Annotated in this window: 21 protein-coding genes; 9 read left to right on the plus strand and 12 right to left on the minus strand. The window is 69.2% G+C overall.

The window, feature by feature from the left end; genetic code table 11:
* Positions 1 to 66: 66 nt before the first annotated feature.
* A complete protein-coding gene (gene dnaA, locus ACFWZ3_RS11080) occupies positions 67 to 1,395 on the minus strand; it encodes a chromosomal replication initiator protein DnaA (protein ID WP_439707794.1) in 1,329 nt (442 codons plus the stop codon).
* Between the two features lie 182 nt (positions 1,396 to 1,577).
* Between dnaA and rpmH the strand changes: the two genes are divergently transcribed.
* The 5 genes from rpmH (at position 1,578) to ACFWZ3_RS11105 (ending at position 5,993) form a co-directional block, all read left to right on the plus strand.
* Entirely contained in the window at positions 1,578 to 1,712 is a 135-nt protein-coding gene (gene rpmH / locus ACFWZ3_RS11085) for a 50S ribosomal protein L34 (protein WP_007809828.1), read from the plus strand.
* Positions 1,713 to 1,726: 14 nt separating this feature from the next.
* Entirely contained in the window at positions 1,727 to 2,107 is a 381-nt protein-coding gene (gene rnpA, locus ACFWZ3_RS11090) for a ribonuclease P protein component (protein ID WP_439707795.1), read from the plus strand.
* Between the two features lie 61 nt (positions 2,108 to 2,168).
* On the plus strand, positions 2,169 to 3,860 hold the full coding sequence (yidC, locus tag ACFWZ3_RS11095) for a membrane protein insertase YidC (protein ID WP_439707796.1): 1,692 nt from the start codon (positions 2,169 to 2,171) through the stop codon (positions 3,858 to 3,860).
* Between the two features lie 106 nt (positions 3,861 to 3,966).
* Positions 3,967 to 5,307, plus strand: a complete 1,341-nt coding sequence (gene mnmE / locus ACFWZ3_RS11100; RefSeq protein WP_439707797.1) for a tRNA uridine-5-carboxymethylaminomethyl(34) synthesis GTPase MnmE — start codon at positions 3,967 to 3,969, stop codon at positions 5,305 to 5,307.
* A 149-nt stretch (positions 5,308 to 5,456) separates the two neighbouring features.
* Positions 5,457 to 5,993 (plus strand): YciE/YciF ferroxidase family protein, encoded by a 537-nt coding sequence (locus tag ACFWZ3_RS11105; RefSeq protein WP_439707798.1) that lies wholly within the window; start codon positions 5,457 to 5,459, stop codon positions 5,991 to 5,993.
* A 99-nt stretch (positions 5,994 to 6,092) separates the two neighbouring features.
* On the opposite strand, the gene rbsK is transcribed toward ACFWZ3_RS11105, so the two are convergent.
* Positions 6,093 to 6,986, minus strand: coding sequence for a ribokinase (gene rbsK / locus ACFWZ3_RS11110; RefSeq protein WP_439707799.1), 894 nt, complete (start codon positions 6,984 to 6,986; stop codon positions 6,093 to 6,095).
* Positions 6,987 to 7,138: 152 nt separating this feature from the next.
* On the opposite strand from rbsK, the gene ACFWZ3_RS11115 reads away from it, so the two are divergent.
* Positions 7,139 to 7,750, plus strand: a complete 612-nt coding sequence (locus tag ACFWZ3_RS11115; protein WP_439707800.1) for a cation transporter — start codon at positions 7,139 to 7,141, stop codon at positions 7,748 to 7,750.
* A gap of 78 nt (positions 7,751 to 7,828) precedes the next feature.
* Here ACFWZ3_RS11115 and ACFWZ3_RS11120 read toward each other — a convergent pair whose 3' ends face one another.
* The 7 genes from ACFWZ3_RS11120 to lptM all read right to left on the minus strand — a co-directional run bounded on the left by ACFWZ3_RS11120 (position 7,829) and on the right by lptM (position 13,354).
* Positions 7,829 to 8,443, minus strand: coding sequence for a hypothetical protein (locus ACFWZ3_RS11120; RefSeq protein WP_439707801.1), 615 nt, complete (start codon positions 8,441 to 8,443; stop codon positions 7,829 to 7,831).
* Positions 8,444 to 8,479: 36 nt separating this feature from the next.
* Positions 8,480 to 9,817, minus strand: a complete 1,338-nt coding sequence (hslU, locus tag ACFWZ3_RS11125; protein ID WP_439707802.1) for an ATP-dependent protease ATPase subunit HslU — start codon at positions 9,815 to 9,817, stop codon at positions 8,480 to 8,482.
* A gap of 71 nt (positions 9,818 to 9,888) precedes the next feature.
* Positions 9,889 to 10,440, minus strand: a complete 552-nt coding sequence (gene hslV, locus ACFWZ3_RS11130; protein ID WP_209620653.1) for an ATP-dependent protease subunit HslV — start codon at positions 10,438 to 10,440, stop codon at positions 9,889 to 9,891.
* Positions 10,441 to 10,610: 170 nt separating this feature from the next.
* A complete protein-coding gene (xerC, locus tag ACFWZ3_RS11135) occupies positions 10,611 to 11,504 on the minus strand; it encodes a tyrosine recombinase XerC (RefSeq protein ID WP_439707879.1) in 894 nt (297 codons plus the stop codon).
* Complete coding sequence (locus ACFWZ3_RS11140; protein WP_439707803.1) at positions 11,501 to 12,187, minus strand: DUF484 family protein; 687 nt, start codon at positions 12,185 to 12,187, stop codon at positions 11,501 to 11,503. The genes xerC and ACFWZ3_RS11140 overlap by 4 nt, the downstream gene beginning before the upstream one ends.
* 160 nt (positions 12,188 to 12,347) lie before the next feature.
* A complete protein-coding gene (gene dapF, locus ACFWZ3_RS11145; RefSeq protein WP_439707804.1) occupies positions 12,348 to 13,184 on the minus strand; it encodes a diaminopimelate epimerase in 837 nt (278 codons plus the stop codon).
* Between the two features lie 5 nt (positions 13,185 to 13,189).
* A complete protein-coding gene (lptM, locus tag ACFWZ3_RS11150; RefSeq protein WP_439707805.1) occupies positions 13,190 to 13,354 on the minus strand; it encodes an LPS translocon maturation chaperone LptM in 165 nt (54 codons plus the stop codon).
* 62 nt (positions 13,355 to 13,416) lie between these two features.
* Between lptM and ACFWZ3_RS11155 the strand changes: the two genes are divergently transcribed.
* Positions 13,417 to 14,100, plus strand: coding sequence for a hypothetical protein (locus ACFWZ3_RS11155; RefSeq protein WP_439707806.1), 684 nt, complete (start codon positions 13,417 to 13,419; stop codon positions 14,098 to 14,100).
* Positions 14,101 to 14,217: 117 nt separating this feature from the next.
* Here the strand turns inward: ACFWZ3_RS11155 and ACFWZ3_RS11160 are convergent, their stop codons facing one another.
* The gene (locus tag ACFWZ3_RS11160; protein WP_439707807.1) at positions 14,218 to 14,700 is read right to left on the minus strand and encodes a GNAT family N-acetyltransferase; all 483 of its coding nucleotides are present in this window, start codon (positions 14,698 to 14,700) and stop codon (positions 14,218 to 14,220) included.
* A gap of 205 nt (positions 14,701 to 14,905) precedes the next feature.
* Between ACFWZ3_RS11160 and ACFWZ3_RS11165 the strand changes: the two genes are divergently transcribed.
* Positions 14,906 to 16,390 carry a RimK family protein gene (locus tag ACFWZ3_RS11165; RefSeq protein WP_439707808.1) on the plus strand — a complete coding sequence of 495 codons (1,485 nt, stop codon included), beginning with the start codon at positions 14,906 to 14,908 and terminating at the stop codon, positions 16,388 to 16,390.
* A gap of 91 nt (positions 16,391 to 16,481) precedes the next feature.
* Here the strand turns inward: ACFWZ3_RS11165 and ACFWZ3_RS11170 are convergent, their stop codons facing one another.
* Positions 16,482 to 18,572, minus strand: a complete 2,091-nt coding sequence (locus tag ACFWZ3_RS11170; protein ID WP_439707809.1) for a putative bifunctional diguanylate cyclase/phosphodiesterase — start codon at positions 18,570 to 18,572, stop codon at positions 16,482 to 16,484.
* 110 nt (positions 18,573 to 18,682) lie between these two features.
* Positions 18,683 to 18,898 (minus strand): hypothetical protein, encoded by a 216-nt coding sequence (locus ACFWZ3_RS11175; RefSeq protein WP_439707810.1) that lies wholly within the window; start codon positions 18,896 to 18,898, stop codon positions 18,683 to 18,685.
* A 115-nt stretch (positions 18,899 to 19,013) separates the two neighbouring features.
* On the opposite strand from ACFWZ3_RS11175, the gene aroE reads away from it, so the two are divergent.
* A complete protein-coding gene (gene aroE / locus ACFWZ3_RS11180) occupies positions 19,014 to 19,853 on the plus strand; it encodes a shikimate dehydrogenase (RefSeq protein WP_439707811.1) in 840 nt (279 codons plus the stop codon).
* The last annotated feature ends 88 nt before the right edge of the window (positions 19,854 to 19,941 follow it).

Below are 19,941 nucleotides of genomic sequence, written 5' to 3' on the forward strand. Positions count from 1 at the left end.
TGGATAAAGTCAGGCACGGAGTCATCCACCTATTATCCACAGCTTGGACCCCTGCTTTTCAAGCGGTTAGCCCGTCAGTACGCGGATCAGCTGTTCCCAGTCCTGGCGCATGCGCGCATCGGTCTCGCACAACTTGCGGATGGTGCGGCAGGCGTGCAGTACGGTCGTGTGGTCGCGACCACCGAAGGCTTCGCCGATTTCCGGCAAGCTGTGCTCGGTCAGCTCCTTCGACAGCGCCATCGCGATCTGGCGGGGCCGCGCCAGCGAACGCACGCGCCGCTTGGACAAGAGGTCCTGCAGGCGCACGTTGAAGTACTCGGCGGTGATCTTCTGGATGTTGGGTACCGTCACCGCCTGCGCGTGCGTGGCCAACAGGTCGCGCAGGGTTTCCTCGGCGAAATCGGTGGTGATGGGCTTGCCGTAGAAGTTGGCCCGCGCCGCCAGCGTGTTGAGCGCCCCTTCCAGGTCGCGCACGTTCGAGCGGATACGCTTGGCCAGCAGCATCGCCACGTTCTCGCTCACCGCCACGCCCTTGTCCTGCGCCTTGGACAAGAGGATCGCCGCGCGCGTCTCGAAGTCCGGCGGCTCGATCGCCACCGACAGGCCCCAGCCCAGGCGCGATTTGAGCCGCGGCTCGAGCTTGTCCACTTCCTTCGGATAACGGTCGCAGGTCAGGATGATCTGCTGCTTGGACTCGAACAGCGCGTTGAAGGTATGGAAGAACTCCTCCTGCGTGGTGTCCTTGCCGGCGAAGAACTGGATGTCGTCGATCAGAAGCGCATCGACCGAGCGGAAGCGCTGCTTGAACTGGTCCATGTTCTTGGTACGCAGCGCCTCGATCATGGCGCCGACGAACTGCTCCGAGCGCAGGTAGAGCACCTTGCAGCTGGCGTTGCGCTCGCGCATCAGGTTGCCGGCCGCGTGCATCAGGTGGGTCTTGCCCAGGCCGGTGCCGCCATAGAGCAGCAGCGGGTTGTAGGCGCGGCCGGGGTTCATCGCCACCTGCATCGCGGCGGCCTTGCCCAACTGGTTGGATTTGCCCTCGACGAAGGTCTCGAAGGTGTAGTGCGGGTCAAGGTTGTGTGGGAAGGCCGGCGCGGGCGCTACCGGTTCCGCCGCGGCGGCCTTGGGGGCGGCAGGCCGGACAGGGCGCGGCGCGCTGGAGCCCACCTCCAGCCGGACCGGGCAATCGCGGCCGGCCAGCTGCCCCAGCACCACCTCGATCCGTGGCAGGTACCGCTCGCGAACCGTATCGAGCGTGTACGGATTGGGCGCGAACAGGTGCACGCCAGCGTCGTCCTCGCGCGCCTGCAGCGGCATGAGCCAGGTGTGCAGCTCCTCGGCGCTCAGCTCGCTTTCCAGACGCTCAAGGCAGCGCCGCCACAAATCACTCATGGGATAGTTCTTGACCAACGATAGGGCGCCGAAGCGCAGGGTGGACCGGCAAGTCTAACAGCCAACCCCCAGCATATCCCCAGCGATGTCCACAGGCTGCATCAGGGCGGGTTTGACAGCTCCTCCACGCTGGCTCCATAATTTCCAACCTTTTTGTCGACTTATCTTCTGGAGCTCAAGCCATGAAGCGGACTTTCCAGCCGAGCAAGCTCAAGCGCGCCCGCACCCACGGCTTCCGTGCCCGCATGGCGACCGCCGACGGCCGCAAGGTGATCAACGCCCGTCGCGCCAAGGGTCGCAAGCGCCTGATCCCGTAAGCGGCGCAGCAGTCATGCCTGCCGCCGGCCTGCCGCGCGACGCGCGGGTCCGCCGCGCCGGCGACTTCGCCGCCCTGCGTCAAGCCAGCGGCCGCCTCGGCGGCCGCTGTTTTTCTGTGCGCTGGCGTCCGAACGGACTGGACCACGCCCGCCTGGGCCTGGCCGTGTCCAAGCGCGTCTCCAAGCGCGCCGTCGACCGCAACCGGATCAAACGCCTGGTGCGTGAATCGTTCCGCCGCGCCCGCCACGGGTTGCCGCCGATCGACCTGGTCGTCATGGCGCGCGAAGCCGCCGCCGCGGCAACCGGCAACGACCTGCTGGCCGAGCTCGACGCGCTCTGGCGCCGGCTGCCGCCGTTGAAGCCCACCGAAGGCACCGGCACAATCGCGTGTTGACCTGTCTTTTCTCCTGTCCTTCCGCGGCTGCAGCTCGCGGTGCCACCGGAATTGCCCCGCGATGAACCAGACGCGTACGTTTCTCCTGTTTGCCCTGCTGGCCGTGGCCTACCTGCTCTGGATGGCCTGGGAGAAAGACTACGCGCCGGCGCCGGCGCACACTGCTCCGGTCGCGGCCGCCAGTGCGAACGCGCCGGCGGATAACACCGTGCCTGGCGCCAGCGGCGCCGCCACCCCGGCGATCGCCAGCAGTGGCCCGGCCAGCACCGCCGCCGGCCAGCTGATCACCATCAGCAACGACGTGCTGCGCCTGACCGTGGACACCCGCGGCGGCAGCGTGGTGCGCGCCGACCTGCTGGCTTACCCGGCCGAGCCGATCACCCGCAAGCATCCGAACCCGCCGCCGGTACGCCTGCTGGCCGATATGCAGGACAAGTATTTCGTCGCCCAGAGCGGCCTGGTCAGCGCAGGCAGCCCGGCGCCCGACCACCGTGCACTGTTCCAGTCGGCGCAGACGCACTACGAGCTGGCCGACGGCAAGCCCGAGCTCAAGGTCGACCTGACCTGGCAGCAGGATGGCATCAAGGTCACCAAGACCTACACGCTCAAGCGCGGCCAGTACGTGGTCGGGCTCGACCAGCGCATCGACAACACCGGCAGCACGCCCTGGCAGGGCAGCGCCTACGAGCAGCTGCAGCGCGCGGCGCGCCAGGAGCACGGTGGCTGGCTGCAGAACATGACCGACCCGTCGGCCGCCAGCTTCTTCGGTGCCGGCTGGTACAGCCCGGAAGATCACTTCCAGTCGCTCAAATTCGACAAGTTCCAGGAAGACGCGCTGCAGCAGTCCTTCGCCGGGGGCTGGGCCGCGATGCTGCAGCACTACTTCTTCGCCGCGTGGATTCCGCCGGCGCAGCAAAAGGCCAGCTACAGCACCGACGTGGTCAACCCCGACAGCGACCATCCGACCTACCTGATCCGCGCCGTCAGTCCTGCGCTGACGGTGGCGCCGGGCCAGAGCCAGACCACCGGCGCGCGCCTGTACATCGGTCCGAAGCTGGTCGGTACGCTCGACTCGGTGGCACCGGGCCTGGCGCTGGCGACCAACTACGGCGTGTTCACCGTGATCGCCCAGCCGATGCATGCGCTGCTGTCGTGGCTGGAGAAGGTCAGCGGCAACTGGGGCGTGGCGATCATCCTGCTGGTGCTGATCATCAAGGGCCTGACCTGGAAGCTCACCGCCGCGCAGTACCGCTCCAGCGCCAAGATGCGCAAGCTGCAGCCGCGCGTGACCGCACTCAAGGAGCGCTACGGCGACGACAAGCAGAAAATGCAGATGGCGATGATGGAGCTGTACAAGAAGGAGAAGGTCAACCCGATGACCGGCTGCCTTCCGGTGCTGATCACCATCCCGATCTTCTACGGCCTGTACGAAGTGCTGCGCGAGAGCGTGGAGCTGCGCCAGGCGCCGTTCGTCGGCTGGATCCACGACCTGTCCGCGCCCGATCCGTTCTTCGTGCTGCCGGCGGTGTACACGCTGGTGATGCTGGGCCAGCAGTACCTGATGCCGGCCACCGGGATGGACCCGACCCAGGCGAAGATGATGAAGTTCATGCCGCTGATCTTCGCGGTGTTGTTCGCCTTCTTCCCTGCCGGTCTGTGCCTGTACTACGTGGTCAACGGCCTGGTGAGCCTGGGCCAGCAGTGGTACATCACGCACAAGGTGGAGCACGGCGAGGCGAAGGCGAAGGCCTGACGCTCGGAATGCAGGGTGGGCCTCAGCCCACCTTCCATCCTCCTCGCGGTTTGCGGTGGGCTGAGGTCCACCCCATGGGTTCCGGCGGTTTTCCTGGGTATTGCGCATGGCCGAGACCGACACCATCGCCGCCATCGCCAGCGCTCCCGGCGCCGCCGGCGTCGGCGTGGTGCGCGTGTCGGGGCCGCGCGTGCCTGCGATCGCTCAGGTGTTGCTGGGTCGCGCGCCCGAGCCGCGCCACGCGCACCTGGCCACCTTCCTTGACGGCGACGGCGCCCTGATCGACCGCGGGCTGCTGCTGCATTTTCCCGCACCGCGCTCCTACACCGGCGAACACGTGCTCGAGCTGCAGGGCCATGGCAGCGCCGTGCTGCTGGACCTGCTGCTCAAGCGGGTGTGCGCGCTCGGCGCGCGACTGGCCCGGCCGGGCGAATTCACCGAGCGGGCCTTCCTCAACGGCAAGCTGGATCTCGCCCAGGCCGAGGCCGTGGCCGATCTCATCGCAGCGCGTTCCGAAGCGGGCGCGCGCGCGGCGTTGTGTTCGCTCGAGGGCGTGTTCTCGCAGCGCGTGCACGTGTTGCTGGATGCGTTGATCGCGTTGCGCGTGCACGTGGAAGCCGCGATCGATTTCCCGGAAGAGGAAATCGACTTTCTCGCCGATCCCGCCATCGCGCGCCAGCTCGAAGCGCTGCGCACGCAGCTGGCCGGGCTGCTGGACGAAACGCGTCGCGGCGTGCGCCTCACCGACGGCCTCAAGGTCGCCATCGTGGGCCGGCCCAACGCGGGCAAGTCCAGCCTCCTCAACGCGCTGGCGCAAAGCGAGCGCGCGATCGTGACGCCGATCGCCGGCACCACCCGCGATGTGCTGCGCGAAACGGTGAGCCTGGATGGCGCGGTGCTGGAGCTCGCCGACACCGCCGGCTTGCGGGAGACGCACGACGAGGTGGAGCGCGAAGGCGTGCGTCGTGCCCGCGCTGAGCTGGCCCGCGCCGATCTCGTGCTGCTGGTCACCGACGCGGCGCACGCCGAGGCCGACCCCGGCCTGCTCGACGAACTGCCGCCGCACGTCGCGCGGCTGGCCATTGTCAACAAGATCGACCTCGACGCACAGCCGCCGCGCGCGGAAACGCGCGCTGGCCTGCCTCACCTCTGGCTGTCGGCACGCACGGGCGAAGGGCTCGAGTTGTTGCGCACGGAACTGAAGACCCGCGCCGGCCTCGGCAGCGGCGAAGGTGCCTTCAGCGCCCGCCGTCGCCACGTCGCCGCGCTCGAACGCGTGCAGGTCCATCTCGAGCACGCCGCGGCCGCGCTCACCAACACCCGTGCGGGGGAACTGGCCGCCGAAGACCTGCGCCAAGCCCAGCACGCGCTAGGCGAAATTACCGGCAGCTACAGCAGCGACGACCTGCTCGGCGCGATCTTCGGCAGCTTCTGTATTGGCAAATAGCACGCTCGCCGGATGAATCGCAGGCAGCCCGGGCCGTGGCCTTGTGCTGCCTTTTCCCTCCGTTGCACCGGCCCCTGACGATCGCGTTCCTAGAGTGGATAGGCGCCGCACGACCATACGGCGCGTCCCTTCATCCCCCGGAGGAGCCCATGACCATCAAGACCATGCAGGACCTTTTCATCCACGAGCTCTCGGACATCTACAGCGCCGAGAAGCAACTGGCCAAGGCCTTGCCGCGCCTGTCGCGCGCAGCCGACAACCAGGATCTGTCCAAGGCGTTCGACCAGCATCTGGAAGAGACGCGCGGGCAGATCGAGCGTATCGACAAGATCGTCGAGGACCTGGACATCCGGCTCAAGCGCATCAAGTGCCAAGGCATGGAAGGACTGGTCGACGAGGCGCGCGAGATCATCGAAACGGTACCGCAGGGCGCGTTGCGCGATGCCGCGTTGATCGCCGGCGCCCAGAAGGCCGAGCACTACGAGATCGCCTCCTACGGCACGCTGTGCGTGCTGGCCAGGCAGATGGGCCACGAGGACGCGGCCAAGCAGCTCGATCAGACCTTGCAGGAAGAAAAGGCGACCGACCAGAAGCTCACCCAGCTGGCCGAGCAAGGCGGCGTCAACCAGCAGGCATCGCAGCAGGGTGGACAGAAGCACGCCCCGTCGTCCGAAGCGCGTCACTGAAGCAGGCTGCCTGTAGGAGCGCACCCTGTGCGCGACCGCGCGCCCAGATGCGGCGTGCGGGTCCCGCACAGGGTGCGCTCCTACAAGGTCGAGGTGTTGCTATCGGCCGAGGAAGGCTTCCAATTCCTGCTTGCGAGGCATGCCCGGCTGCGCGCCCAGCCGCGTGACTGCCAGCGCGGCGGCCGCACAGGCCTTGCGCACCGCCTGCGGCAGCCCTTCGTGCAGGAACACCGCCAGTGCCGCATTGAAGGTGTCGCCGGCGCCGGTGCTGTCGACCACCGCGACGTCGAAGCTGGGCTGGTGCGCCGGCTCGCCCGCCTGCTCGCGATACCAGGCGCCCTCGCCGCCGCGGGTCAGCACCACTGGCCCTGGCGCGCGGCGCATCAGCGCGCGGAAATCCTCGGCCGGGTCGGCCCCCAGCAACACCGCCAGCTCATGCTGGTTGGGCGTGACGTAGCGGGCGAGCGCGAGCCATTCGGCTGGGAGCGGCCGCGCCGGCGCCGGGTTGAGGATGACCGGCACGCCCGCGCGCTGGCCCAGGCGCAGGGTCGCTTCGATGGCGTCCAGCGGGATCTCCATCTGGACCAGCACCACATCCGCGCGGCCGATGGCCCCGTGCGCAGCCTCCACGTGCGCCGGCGTGACGCAGGCATTGGCGGCCGGCACCACCACGATCTGGTTCTCGCCGCCGGCCACGGTGATCGAGGCGGTCCCGCTGGCCTGGTCGTCCAGCCGGTGCATGTGCGCCAGATCCACGCCTTCCTCGCGCAGGCCGGCGTGCAGCTGGTTACCGAAGGCGTCGCGACCGAGCGCACCGACCAACGCCACTTCGGCACCGAGCCGCGCCGCCGCCACCGCCTGGTTGGCACCCTTGCCGCCGGGTACCGTGATGAAGCCGTCGCCCAGCAGTGTTTCGCCCGGTTGCGGAAAGCGCGGCGCCTGCGTGACCAGGTCCATGTTGATGCTGCCGACGACGACGATGCGGCGGGTCATGCCGACTCCCTGGGAAACGATGCCTGAAGCATAGCGGCGGTGGCGCCGCCAAAGGCGCCCCTGCGCGCCCCGTCGGGCCTGCCGACGAGCGCTGAGCCGGATCGATCGCGCGTTGACGGCCGGCCCGATGCCGGCATGCGAGCATGCGCTCCATGCCTCCCCCCGCCCTGCCCACCCACGGATCGCGTACCGCCCTGCACCGTGCCGTGCGCCTGGTCGCCCTGCTCAACCTCGCCTACTTCGGCGTGGAGTTCACAGTGGCGCTGTCGATCGGCTCGGTGTCGCTGTTCGCCGACAGCATCGACTTCCTCGAGGACGCTTCGGTCAACCTGCTGATCTTCCTGGCGCTGGGCTGGTCACCGGCGGCGCGGGCCCGCGTGGGCATGGCCCTGGCCGCCATCCTGCTGGTGCCGGCGCTGGCGCTGCTGTGGGCGCTGTGGCGCAAGCTGCAGTTGCCGGTGCCGCCAGCGCCGCTGCCGCTGTCGGCCACAGGCCTGGGCGCGCTGGTGGTGAACCTGGCCTGCGCCTGGGTGCTGGCGCGCTTTCGCCATCATGCCGGTAGCCTCACCCGTGCCGCCTTCCTCTCGGCGCGCAACGATGCGTTCGCCAACGTGGCGATCGTGTTGGCCGGCGGCGTGACCGCATGGACCGGCTCGGTCTGGCCGGACGTGGCAGTGGGACTCGGCATCGCGGCGATGAACGCGGATGCGGCGCGGGAGGTGTGGGAAGCGGCCCGCGGCGAGCATCGCCAGGCACAGGCTTAGGCAAGCCAGGGTAGGCTTCAGCCAAGCAGCGGTGTTGCCGGAAAGGCTGGTGGGTTGAAGCCCACCTACGCCAGCGCCTCAGTGCGCGTGGCCGATGCCCGAGTCGCCCTGCTCCAGCGGCGGCGGCGTGCCGGCCACGGCCAGCAGCGACTGCGCGTAACCGTCTTCCATGCTGATCGTGGACACCTCGTCCCAGGCGAAGAACGACGCCTCGCGCAGCCATTCGGCGTCGGGGCTGATCTCCTGCAGGGTGAAGCCGTCTTCTTCCACGCCGACCAGCCGCCCGATGTAGCAGACCTCGGCCTCGTCCTCGCTGTCCACGTGCACGCCGATCACCGGCGCCACGCGGCCGGCGGCCTGCACCACCTCGCGGATCGAGTCGAGCGGGAACCCGCGCGGCGTGCGCGGCAGCAGTTGCTTGAGCTGCAGCGCCTTCTCCATGAATTGGTGGTGCTTGTCCGGCGCCTCCAGCTCGGAGACGTCGCGGTGGCGCATCACGTACATCCCGTCGTAGGTAATGCCGTCGCCGACCACCCACAACAGGAAGAACTCGCGGCCGACGCCACCCACGTAGCCGCAGAAGCTGCCGTGCTCGAGCTCGGCGCGCCACAGCCGGATCAGCTGCTGGTTCTGCTGCGCCTCGCGCAGCTGTGCACGCTGGCCGGTGGTTTTGAGTTCAATGACCTTGCCCATGACAGGAATTTTACCAGACGGGTCGCTGCGGCTTGTTTAGAGGATGTAACGGCTCAAGTCCTGGTCCTTCACGAGCGATCCCAGACTCTTGTTCACCTGTTCGGCGTCAATCAGGTATTTTTCGCCGGACTTGTCCGCCGCCTCGAACGAAATTTTCTCCAGCAGGCGCTCCATCACCGTATGAAGGCGGCGCGCCCCGATGTTCTCGGTGCGCTCGTTCACCTGGCAGGCGACCTCGGCCAGGCGGTCCACACCTTCGTCGGTGAACTCGATCGCCACGCCCTCGGTCGCGAGCAGGGCCACGTATTGCTTGGTGAGTGCGTTGTGCGGCTCGCGAAGGATGCGTTTGAAGTCGTCGATCGACAGCGCGGACAGCTCCACGCGGATCGGCAGGCGCCCCTGCAGTTCGGGGATCAGGTCCGAAGGCTTGGACAGCGAGAACGCGCCCGAGGCAATGAACAGCATGTGGTCGGTCTTGATCGGGCCGTACTTGGTCGACACGGTGGAGCCTTCCACCAACGGCAGCAGGTCGCGCTGCACGCCCTCGCGTGAGACGCCTGCGCCGCCCCACTCCGAGCGCTGCGCCACCTTGTCGATCTCGTCGATGAAGACGATGCCGTTCTGCTCGGCGGCCTCGACCGCCTGCGCGCGGATCTCCTCCTCGTTGACCAGCTTGCCGGCCTCTTCCTCGACCAGCAGCGGCCGGGCCACCTTGATCGGCAGCTTGCGCGACTGCGTGCGTGCGCCGCCAAGGTTCTGGAACATCTGGCGCAGCTGCTGGCCCATCTCCTCCATGCCCGGCGGCGACATGATTTCGACGCCCACGTTCATGGCGAAGTCGAGCTCGATCTCGCGGTCGTCCAGCGCACCCTCGCGCAACTGCTTGCGCAGCTTCTGGCGGGTGTCGCTGTCGGTGGAGGACACGGTCAGGTCATGCGACCAGTCGCTGGCGGTCTGCCGGCGTGGCAGCAGTGCGTCGAGGATGCGGTCCTCGGCGCGGTCCTCGGCCTGCGAGCGCACGCGCTTGGTCGCCTGCTCGCGGGTGAGCTTGTAGGCGACGTCGGCCAGGTCGCGCACGATCGATTCGACGTCCTTGCCCACGTAGCCGACCTCGGTGAACTTGGTCGCCTCCACCTTCACGAACGGCGCGTTGGCCAGCGTGGCCAGGCGGCGCGCGATCTCGGTCTTGCCCACGCCGGTGGGGCCGATCATCAGGATGTTCTTCGGCGTGACCTCGTTGCGCATCTCGGGGTCGAGCTGCATCCGTCGCCAGCGGTTGCGCAGGGCGATGGCGACGGCGCGCTTGGCGTCGTTCTGGCCGACGATGAAGCGGTCGAGCTCGTTGACGATTTCACGGGGGGTGAGTTCGGACATGGGAATAGGGAATCGCAAATAGGGAATGGTGGGGGAGCAAGGCGTGCCGGGGCGGGAGCTTTTACGATTCCCTATTCGCCATTGACAATTTCCAGCTCCTCGATGGTCGTGCTGTGATTGGTATAGATGCAGATGTCGCCGGCGATCTTCAGCGCCTTCTCGACGATCTGGCGCGCGTCCATGTCGGTGTTTTCCAGCAGCGACAGCGCGGCGGCCTGCGCATAGGGGCCGCCCGAACCGATCGCGATCAGGCCGTGCTCGGGCTCGAGCACGTCGCCGTTGCCGGAGATCAGCAGCGAGGCGTCCTTGTCGGCCACCGCGAGCATCGCCTCGAGCTTGCCGAAGCGGCGGTCGGTACGCCATTCCTTGGCCATCTCGACCGCCGCGCGGACGAGGTTGTTGCCGTGCTTGTCGAGCTTCTGCTCGAACAGCTCGAACAGGGTGAACGCGTCCGCGGTGGCGCCGGCGAAACCGGCCAGCACGTCGCCCTTGCCGAGGCGGCGGATCTTGCGCGCGTTCGACTTCATCACGGTGTTGCCCAGGGTGACCTGCCCGTCGCCGCCCAGCACGACGCGCCCGCCGCGGCGGACCGAAAGGATGGTGGTGGCGTGGAACGATTCCATGTGGGCTCCGCGAAAGGCTTGAGCGGGCATACATGGGGTCGGGCGGTTGGCCTTCAACACGGGCCGTGGCGTCTGAGCCATCCCAAAGCGAAGACGCTGGTGCCCAGTACGTCGCGGGCGCGGGCCCCTCACCCCGGCCCTCCCCCGTAGGCGAGAGCGCGCAGAAGGCCTCAACCCTTGCGGCGCGCGCGCGGGTGTGCGGCGTCGTAGACCTTGGCCAGGTGCTGGAAATCCAGGTGCGTGTAGATCTGCGTCGTGGCGATGTCGGCGTGGCCAAGCAGTTCCTGCACGGCGCGCAGGTCGCCCGAGGATTCCAGCATGTGGCTGGCGAAGGTGTGGCGCAGCAGGTGCGGATGCACGCGCTTGGCGAATCCCTGCGCCAGCGCCAGCTGCTTCAGGCGCGCCTGCACCGTGCGCGGGCTGATCGGCACGCCCGCACGGCCGCGGAACACCGGCGCGGTCGGCGCCATGCCCTCGGCCTTGCCCAGCGCGCGCAGTGCGGCCACCGCGTGACTGCCGACCGGCACGATGCGGGTCTTGGCGCCCTTGCCGAGCACGCGTACCTCGCCCTCGTCCAGACTCAGATCGCCCCAGCGCAGGCGGCACAGTTCCGACAGGCGCAGCCCGGAGGAATAGAAAAGCTCGAGCATGGCGCGGTCGCGCAAGGCCAGCGCGCCGTCCCCGGGGCTTTCCACCAGCGCACCGGCTTCGTCCACGTCCAGCACCTGCGGCAGCTTGCGGTGGACCTTCGGGCCGCGCACGCCGGCGGCCGGATCATGCGCCAGCAGGCCCTCGCGGCTGAGCTGGCGGAACAGACTGCGGCAGGAGGAGAGCAGGCGCTGCAGGCTTTTCGGCGACAGTCCGCCGCGGTGCTGGCTAGCCACGAACGCGCGCATGCGGTGCGCGTCCAGCGCGGCGAACCCGCCGATGCCCTGCGTTTCCATCCAGCCGAGCAACTTGTCCAGGTCGCGTCGGTAGGCGGCGACCGTGTGCGCCGAGGCCTGGCGCTCGCCGGCGAGCCGCCCCAGCCAGGCCTCGACCTGCGCGCGCGGCGTACTGCTCAGGCGAGTTCCTGCGAGCGGGTCAGCGCGGCGCCGACCGTGGCGGCGAGCATCTTGAGGAACAGCGTGCCCATGCCCGGCTGGAAATGGTTCGGATCGGCGCTGCCCAGCGCCAGCAGGCCCAGCTCGCCCAGCGGCATCACCGCGGCCGAATGCACCTCCGGCGCGTGGTCGCCGAACAGGCGATACAGGCGTTCGGCCGACAGCCGCCCGACCAGTGGCTCGTGGTTGCCCTGGAACCCTGCGAACTCGGTCAGCGCCGCGCGACCGCCCGGCTCGACCACCAGCCACTCGGCCTGCGGCAGACCGTAGGCCTGCCCGAACAGCAGCAGCCGCACCTGCTCGATGCGGAAGTCGCTGGCCAGCCGGCTGATCACGCTGCGTGCCGCCAGCGCAGGGGTGGCTACGCGCAGCATGGTCACGTTGAGGTCGTGCACCCGCTGCATCAGGCGCTCGTTTTCCGCCGCGATCGCGATCAGCTCGGCCAGCCGGCGTTCCAGCTCGGCGTTCTTCTCGCGCAACTGCTGCAGCTGGTACATCGCCAGCGACGCCACCGGTCCTTCGCTGCGCGGCAGCGTCAGCTGCGCGGCGAGGTCCGGGTAGTCGGCCAGGAAGTGCGGATGGCGCTTGAGGTACGCGGCCACCGCAGTGGCGCCGGGAATCTCGTCGAGCAGGGTGTCGGGCATGGAACGACCTAGGGGAACGTCAGGCGGCGAATCGGCCAGGTCCGAGTGTGCGACGCGCGCGCCCGCGCATCAATCGCCAAGGAAGGGTTTCCCGCTCATTTGCGTAGGGTGGGCTTCAGCCCACCTTGCCTGCACCCCGTGCGGTGGCCTGAAGCCCGCCCTACGGAGCGTCCGGCAGCCACTTGCCCTCGAAGGCGAACGCGGCCGGGCCGGTCATCCACAGCGTTTGCCCCGGACCCGGCCAGTCGATCTGCAGGCGCCCGCCGGGCAGGTCGACCTGCACGCTTTCGTCCACCTGGCCGCGCAGGCGCAGTACCGCCATGGCGGCGCAGGCGCCGGTGCCGCAGGCCCGGGTCCAGCCGCTGCCCCGCTCGTGCACGCGCAGGCGCAGATGCCCGCGGCTGAGGATCTGCACGAACCCGGCATTGGCGCCTTCGGGGAACCGCGCGTGCGTGGTGAGTTGTGGACCGAAACGTTCGAGCACGGGGTCGGCCAGGTCCGCCACCGCCATCACCGCGTGCGGATTGCCCATCGAGACCGCGCCGATCTGCACCGTTCCCTCGGCAAGGTCGAGCGGGTACGACGCGGCCTGCGTATCGGCGGTAAACGGAATGCGCGCCGGCTCGAACACCGGCTCGCCCATGTCGACGGTCACGCGGTGCGCATCGAGCACGCGCACGCTCACCGGCCCGGAGGGGCTTTCGATGCGCACGGGCGTGTCCAGGGCCAGCGCGCCGGCGCGATGCAGCCAGGCCGCCACGCAGCGCACGCCGTTGCCGCACTGGCCCGAAGGGCTGCCGTCGGCGTTCCAGATGCCGTAGTAGAACGCGCAGGACGGATCGCGCGGCGCTTCCACGCTGAGCAGCTGGTCGCAGCCGATCCCGGTGTGGCGGTCGGCCAGCGCGCGGATCTGCGCGGCCGGCAGGGCAAGCGGTGCCTCGCGCGCGTCGACCACGACGAAGTCGTTGCCGATGCCGTGCATCTTGGAAAAGCGCATGACCGTCAGTCGGGCAGCGACGCGCTCGTGGCCGGCGCCGGCGCGGTCGCGGCCGGTGCCACCGTGCTGCCCGACGATGCCGGCGGCAGCACCAGCGGGCCCTTGTTGCCGCAACCGGCGAGCAGGCCTGCGGCCAGCAGCAGGGCAGTGCAGAGGATGAATCGGCGCATCGGTTTCCTCGACGAAGGCGGCGGCTATGATGCCCGCATCATAACGTCGCGGGTCGTCTTCGATGGATTGGGCCACGCTGTTGCAGCTGCCGAGTACCCTGCTGTGGATCCTCGCCGCGCTGGCGCTGCTGTTCGCGCTGGTGCAACTGGCGGCGCTCGGCCGCCGCCTGCGGGCGCGACGTCCGTTCGCGGCGATCCTGCGCACGCTGTTCCTGCTGGTGGGCCTGGGCCTGGCGGTGCTGCTGGCCGGTGCCGGGTGGAGCCTGCGCGGCTACCGCCTGCTCGGCGAGGAAGCCCCGGTGGTGAGCGTCGACGCGCGCATCCTCTCGCCGCAGCGCTGGGCGCTCACGCTGACCTGGCCCGACGGCCAGCGTCGCGACGTGGCCCTGGCCGGCGACGCCTGGCGCATCGAGGCACTGGTGTTGAAGTGGAAGCTGCCCGCCGTGCTCGCCGGCCTGCCGCCGCTGTATCGGCTGGACCGCCTGTCCGGCCGCTACGACGACCCGGCCGACGAGATGAGCGCGATGCGCACGGTGGTCGACTTCCGCGAGGCAGGCGACGGCGACCTGATCACGCTCGCCCGCGCCCATCCGGACTGGTTGCCGATGGTCGACACCGTCTACGGCAGCGGCGCGTACCTGCCGCTGGTCGACGGCGGCCACTACACGGTAAGCCTGATGCGCACCGGTGCGCTGGTGGCGCGGCCGGACGACGAAACCGCGGACCGGATCGCGCATCCGCTCTGAGCGCCACGCTTCGGCTGCGGCCTGCCCTCGGCCCGAACGGTCTGAAACCATTCGCCCGGATCGTTCGTTCCGGGCACAGGCGCGATGCGCGAAGGCGCAGGATCGCCGCGACCAGCCTCAGCAACCGGCGAGGCCCTTCTCGTACCGCCAGGCGTCGGCGCCATCCTCGTAATAGCTGGCGTAGCGGCCGATGCGCCGATAGCCGGCGCGCTCGTACAGCGCCATCGCGGCCGTGTTGTCCATCCGCACCTCCAGCCGCATGCCGCGGCAACCGCGCGCCCGTGCGGCATCTTCGGCGGCGGCCAGCAGCGTCCCGCCGAGCCCGCGGCCGCGCGCGGCCGGGGCAGTGGCGATCGAGTACAGCCGCGCCAGCGTGCTGCCGGCACGGAAGAACACTAGCGCGCTACCCAGCAGGCCTTCATCCGGCGTGTCGGCGACGAGCACGGCGGCGCGTGGGCTGGCGAGGTGGCGACGGTACTGCGCCCGGCTCATGCGATCGCCACTGAAGGCGCAACGTTCGAGCGCGACCAGGGCGTCGAGGTCCGCCGGCGCGGCACGGCGCAGGGGAATCGTCAGGGCGTGGGCTGGCGCATGCGTCATCGGCGCAGTCTACGCAGACGCAGGGCGACGTGGAGCAGATTGCGGCGGTCGCCGAACCCACCCGCGCTGCGACGCACAGCTCGCTGAACGATACGCCGGTGGCGCCATTGCGGACGCTCGCGCCTATGCCAAACTTCGCCACTTGCGCCCTGCCGCCTCGTTCCCGCCACGCGACGGCATTCCCTTTTGCGTGTAGCGAGGTGCCATGACCCGCCTGGTGATCGTCGTCGAGAAAGCCTCCGACTGGAGCGCCTACTACCCTTCCGTGGACGTCATGAGCGCAATGGACTACCTGCGCGAACCGGTCGGCGGCGACGACGAACGCACCCACGTGATCAACCTGTGCCGCAGCTACAAGTACCTGGGCACGGGCTACTACGTCTCGTTGCTGGCCGAGGCGCGCGGGCACAAGGTGCTGCCCTCGGTGCGCACCATCAACGACCTGCGCCGGCGTTCGCTGTACGGCCTGGACATCGAGGACCTCAACAGCAAGCTGACCCACTTCCTGCCGGCTGGCGGCCGCGACACCACCGACTTCGGCATCCTGGTGTACTTCGGCGAGACCGCCTACCCGGCGTTGCAGGACCTGGCCCGGCAGCTGTTCGAAATGTTCCCCTGCCCGCTGCTGCGCATCGAGTTCGAGCGCGAGCGCGTGTGGCAGGTCGCCTCGATCAAGCCGGTCGGCCTGCACACGCTGGACGATGCGCAGGAAGACGCCTTCGCCGCGGAGCTGGACCGCTTCTCGCGCAAGCTCTGGCGCAAGCCACGCACGCGCAAGCTCTACCGCTACGACATCGCGATGCTGGTCGATCCCGACGAGGCGATGCCGCCATCGAATAAGAAGGCGCTCAAGAGCTTCATCGCCGCCGGCAAGGAATTGGGCATCGAGGTCGATCCTATCGGCAAGATCGACTACCCGCGCCTGGCCGAATACGACGGCCTGTTCATCCGCGAGACCACCGCGTCGGACAACCACACCTACCGCTTCGCCCACCGCGCGGAGAAGGAAGGCATGGTAGTGATCGACGACCCAACCTCGATCCTGCGCTGCACCAACAAGATCTTCCTCAACGACCTGATGGTCTCGCGCAAGCTCGCCGTGCCGCGCACCGAGATCCTCTATCGCGACAACGCCAAGGCGTGGAAGGAAACCGCCGCCAAGCTCGGCTTCCCGCTGGTGCTGAAGATTCCCGACGGCTCGTTCTCGCGCGGCGTGGTGAAGGTGGAGAACGCCGAGGCGCTGGAGAAGGCCGCCGGCGAGCTGTTCTCGCACAGCGCACTGCTGCTGGCACAGGAGTTCGTCTATACCGAATTCGACTGGCGCATTGGCGTGCTCAACCGCGAGCCGCTGTACGCCTGCAAGTACTACATGTCGCGCGGGCACTGGCAGATCTACAACCACGGCGCCAAGGGCACCGCCAAGTCCGGCGGCTTCGAGACCGTGCCGGTGCGCGACGCGCCGGCCGAAGTGGTCAAGCTCGCGCTCAAGGCGACGCAGGCGGTGGGCGATGGCCTGTACGGCGTGGATCTGAAGCAGGTCGGCAACAAGCCGGTGGTGATCGAGGTCAACGACAACCCGTCGATCGATGCCGGCGTGGAGGATGCCTACCTCGGCGTGGACCTCTACCGGCGCATCATGCAGGAGTTCCTGCGCCGCATGGAGCACAAGCGGCTGGGCATCGTCCGCTAATGGCCGGATCCCTGTAGGAGCGCCCTTGGGCGCGACCGCCATGCCGATCGTGCGGCAAGCGTCGGCTCCGCGGTCGCGCCCAAGGGCGCTCCTACAGGGTGCTGGAGGCCGGCGTGCGCTCTGCCAGCAGCAGAGCCGGCACCTGCGAGGGCGGCAACGGCGGCACGAACAGGAAACCCTGCCCGGTCTCGCAACCGGCCTCGCGCAGCCACGCCGCCTGCGCCTCGGTCTCGATGCCCTCGGCCACGGTGCTCAGGCGCAGCTTGCGCGCCAGCGCGATGATCGCCTCGGTGATGTCGCGGTCGGCCGGATTGCGCTCCGCACCTTGCACGAAACTCTGGTCGATCTTGATCGTCTGCGTGGGCAACTGGCGCAAGTGGCTGAGGCTGGAAAAGCCGGTGCCGAAATCGTCGATCGCCATGCGGAAGCCGAGCGCCTCCAGCTGGCGCAACTGGCGCAGCGTGTGCTCGGCGTTCTTCATCGCCGCCGACTCGGTGATCTCGAACTCGATCAGGCTCGGGTGCAGCCCGAACTCGCGCAGGGTGCCGAGCAGGCCGGTGACGAACTGCCCGTCCTGGATCTCCTGCAGCGAGACGTTGATCGCCACCGGTACCAGCGGCAGCCCGCGCGTGCGCCACAGGGCGAGCTGGCGGGCGACCTGGCGCAGCACCACGCGGCCGAGCTGGGCGATCAGGCCGCTGCTTTCGGCCAGCGGCACGAAATGCTGCGGCAGCAGCAGTCCGCGCTCGGCATGCGGCCAGCGAACCAGTGCTTCCAGCCCAACCACGCGTCGCGTGTCCAGCGCCACCTTTGGCTGGTAATGGACCACCAGTTCCTCGCGCTGCAGCGCCTCGCGCAGTTCGGCCGAGAGCAGCAGCCGGTCGCGCGCCTGCTCGCTCATGCGTGGCTGGTAGAAGCAGTAGCCGGCCTTGCCGTGCTCCTTGGCGCTGTACATCGCCAGGTCCGCGTGGCGCAGCAGGCTGGCGGCATCGCCGCCGTCGCGCGGGAACATCGCCACACCGATGCTGGGCGTGGCGCTCACGCTGTGTCCGGCGACGGTCACCGGGCGGCTGACCAAGCTGAGGATCTTCTGGCAGATCGCGCTCAGGTTCTGCTCGCTGCGGAAGCGCTCGAGCACCACCACGAACTCGTCGCCGCCGAAGCGCGCCACCGTATCGCGGCTGCGCACGCTGGCGCGCAGCGCGTCGGCGACCGAACGCAGGAACTCGTCGCCCACCTCGTGGCCGAGCGTGTCGTTGATCGACTTGAACCCGTCCAGGTCGACGAACATCACCGCCACCTCGAAGCGCTCCTCGCTGGCCAGCGGCAGCAGGCGGTCGAGCAGGTCGAGCACGTTGGCGCGGTTGGGCAGCGCGGTCAGTTCGTCGTGATAGGCCAGCCAGCTCAGCGCATCACGCGCCTGGCCGAGTTCACGCGAGATCGCCTCGGTATGCCGCTGCAGCTGCCGGTGCGCCAGGCTCACCCCCAGCGTCAGCAACAGCAACAGACCCGAGACCAGGCTGACCGCCAGCCCCAGGCCCAGCCCGTGCAGGCCAGCGCGGGCCTGCAGGCTCACCGCGCCGGGCGCGAACTGCATCGCCGCCATGCCCAGGTAGTGCACGCCGGTGGAGGTGCTGCCCAGCATCAGCGCGGCCAGCACGCGCAGCCACCAGCGTCGGCGCCGTTCGCTGCGCCAGATGATGCTGTGCAGGCCGATGGCGGCAATGGAGCCGACCAGCGCAAGCAGCACGGAAGCGACCGTCCATGGCACGCTCCAGGCGATCGCCGGCTGCATGTCGAGCGCGCCCACGCCCAGGTAGTGCATCGCGGTCATGCCCAGGCCCAGCACGCAACCGGCAAGCACCGCGCCGGTGCGGTTCGGGTGCCGGGCGAGCAGCCACAGCGTGGCGCCGGTGGCCAGCACCACCGGCACGGCCGACAACGTGGTCTGCCGGCTGCCGTAACCGAGCGGGATCGGCACCTGCAGCGCCAGCATGCCGATGAAGTGCATGGCCCACACGCCCGAGCCCATCGCCAGCGCGCCGAACGCCGTCCACAGCATGGCGGCCGGCCCGCGCGAGCGGGCGATACGGCCGACCACGCTGAACGCCACATACGCATCCAGCGCGGCCAGCGCGAGCGAAAGCAACACCAGCCACGGGTTGTAACTGACCGCCATCATGCCCGGGTTGCCGGCCCCCTGCCGGACGCCAGCGCGTCGCGAAATCGATCGCGCGTTGTAGCACAACGGACCGGTCCGCAGCGGGCGCGCCCCTGCCCCTGGCTGAATGTTCAGCTGACGGGCAGGGCCAGTCCCAGCCGCCGCAGCCGCAGGCCGGCGAGTACGCACAGCGGCGCGAGCAGCAACCAGAACAGCGGCGCCCAGCCCAGCGCCTCGGTATGCGCCGGCACCGGCGTCAGCGCGAGCACGAAGGCGCCGAGCAACGCCCACAGACCGGCACCGGCGGCCAGCTGGAAGGTAAACGCCTGGGAACGAGTGACGGGCATGGCGCGAGACTCCGGAAGGACAGTGCAAGCCATGCTCCGGTGCGCCCATCTCAGCAGCTGCGACCGACCGCGCGCGTGCCTAGAATGCGCGCACCAACCGCCCACTGGACCGCCCATGCCGCACGGCATCGACCCTCCCGCACGCTACGCGGTGTTCGGCCACCCGATCAGCCACTCGCTGTCGCCGGCGATCCACCGGCTGTTCGGCCAGCAATGCGGCATCGCGCTGGAGTACACCGCGATCGACGCGGCGCCAGAAGCTTTCACCGATGCCGTGCGCCGGTTCCTGGCCCGCGGCCATGGCGCCAACATCACCCTGCCGCACAAGGCCGCGGCCTTCGCGCTGGCCGACGAGCGCACCGCGGCCGCCAGCCGCGCCGGCAGCGCCAACGTGTTGACCCGCCTGGCGGACGGGCGCCTGGCCGCGCACAACACCGACGGCGCCGGGCTGGTGCGCGACCTCACCGAGCGCCAGCACTGCGCACTGCCGGGCCGCCGCGTGTTGCTGCTCGGTGCCGGTGGCGCGGCGCGGGGCGTGGCCTGGGAGCTGCTCGATGCGGGCGTGCAGGAGCTGACCATCGTCAATCGCACGCCCGACACGGCTGCGGCGCTTGCTGGCGCGCTGGGCGTGACCCGCGCACGCGCGCGCTACTGGCAGGACCTGGCCGAGCTGGGCAGCTTCGATGTGATCGTGCACGCCACCTCGGCCGGCGTGCTTGGCCAGCCGCTGGCGCTGCCGCCGGGCCTGGCCAACCGGCAGACGGTCGGCTACGACCTGTCCTACGGCGCGGGCGCGCAGAGTTTCCTGGCGTGGGCCAGGACCGCCGGCGTCACGTTGGCATGCGATGGCCTGGGCATGCTGGTGGAGCAGGCCGCCGACGCCTTCGCGCTGTGGCACGGCTGCAGGCCAGACACTGACCCGGTGTACGCCGAACTGCGCGCAACGCTGGCCTGAGATCCTCGCGCAAGAAGGACAGGGCCTCTTGCAGGAGCGACCCGCGCGCGGCCGATTCCAACCGCTGCTTCGCGCGGGCGAATGCCAC

Source organism: Frateuria sp. GZRR35 (assembly GCF_051900415.1).
GTDB lineage: Bacteria > Pseudomonadota > Gammaproteobacteria > Xanthomonadales > Rhodanobacteraceae > Frateuria_A.

Coding starts and splice junctions, on each gene's coding strand:
- dnaA (WP_439707794.1), bottom strand. CDS start 1,395: ATGAGTGATTTGTGGCGGCGCTGCCTTGAGCGTCTGGAAAGCGAGCTG.
- rpmH (WP_007809828.1), top strand. CDS start 1,578: ATGAAGCGGACTTTCCAGCCGAGCAAGCTCAAGCGCGCCCGCACCCAC.
- rnpA (WP_439707795.1), top strand. CDS start 1,727: ATGCCTGCCGCCGGCCTGCCGCGCGACGCGCGGGTCCGCCGCGCCGGC.
- yidC (WP_439707796.1), top strand. CDS start 2,169: ATGAACCAGACGCGTACGTTTCTCCTGTTTGCCCTGCTGGCCGTGGCC.
- mnmE (WP_439707797.1), top strand. CDS start 3,967: ATGGCCGAGACCGACACCATCGCCGCCATCGCCAGCGCTCCCGGCGCC.
- ACFWZ3_RS11105 (WP_439707798.1), top strand. CDS start 5,457: ATGACCATCAAGACCATGCAGGACCTTTTCATCCACGAGCTCTCGGAC.
- rbsK (WP_439707799.1), bottom strand. CDS start 6,986: ATGACCCGCCGCATCGTCGTCGTCGGCAGCATCAACATGGACCTGGTC.
- ACFWZ3_RS11115 (WP_439707800.1), top strand. CDS start 7,139: ATGCCTCCCCCCGCCCTGCCCACCCACGGATCGCGTACCGCCCTGCAC.
- ACFWZ3_RS11120 (WP_439707801.1), bottom strand. CDS start 8,443: ATGGGCAAGGTCATTGAACTCAAAACCACCGGCCAGCGTGCACAGCTG.
- hslU (WP_439707802.1), bottom strand. CDS start 9,817: ATGTCCGAACTCACCCCCCGTGAAATCGTCAACGAGCTCGACCGCTTC.
- hslV (WP_209620653.1), bottom strand. CDS start 10,440: ATGGAATCGTTCCACGCCACCACCATCCTTTCGGTCCGCCGCGGCGGG.
- ACFWZ3_RS11140 (WP_439707803.1), bottom strand. CDS start 12,187: ATGCCCGACACCCTGCTCGACGAGATTCCCGGCGCCACTGCGGTGGCC.
- dapF (WP_439707804.1), bottom strand. CDS start 13,184: ATGCGCTTTTCCAAGATGCACGGCATCGGCAACGACTTCGTCGTGGTC.
- lptM (WP_439707805.1), bottom strand. CDS start 13,354: ATGCGCCGATTCATCCTCTGCACTGCCCTGCTGCTGGCCGCAGGCCTG.
- ACFWZ3_RS11155 (WP_439707806.1), top strand. CDS start 13,417: ATGGATTGGGCCACGCTGTTGCAGCTGCCGAGTACCCTGCTGTGGATC.
- ACFWZ3_RS11160 (WP_439707807.1), bottom strand. CDS start 14,700: ATGACGCATGCGCCAGCCCACGCCCTGACGATTCCCCTGCGCCGTGCC.
- ACFWZ3_RS11165 (WP_439707808.1), top strand. CDS start 14,906: ATGACCCGCCTGGTGATCGTCGTCGAGAAAGCCTCCGACTGGAGCGCC.
- ACFWZ3_RS11170 (WP_439707809.1), bottom strand. CDS start 18,572: ATGATGGCGGTCAGTTACAACCCGTGGCTGGTGTTGCTTTCGCTCGCG.
- ACFWZ3_RS11175 (WP_439707810.1), bottom strand. CDS start 18,898: ATGCCCGTCACTCGTTCCCAGGCGTTTACCTTCCAGCTGGCCGCCGGT.
- aroE (WP_439707811.1), top strand. CDS start 19,014: ATGCCGCACGGCATCGACCCTCCCGCACGCTACGCGGTGTTCGGCCAC.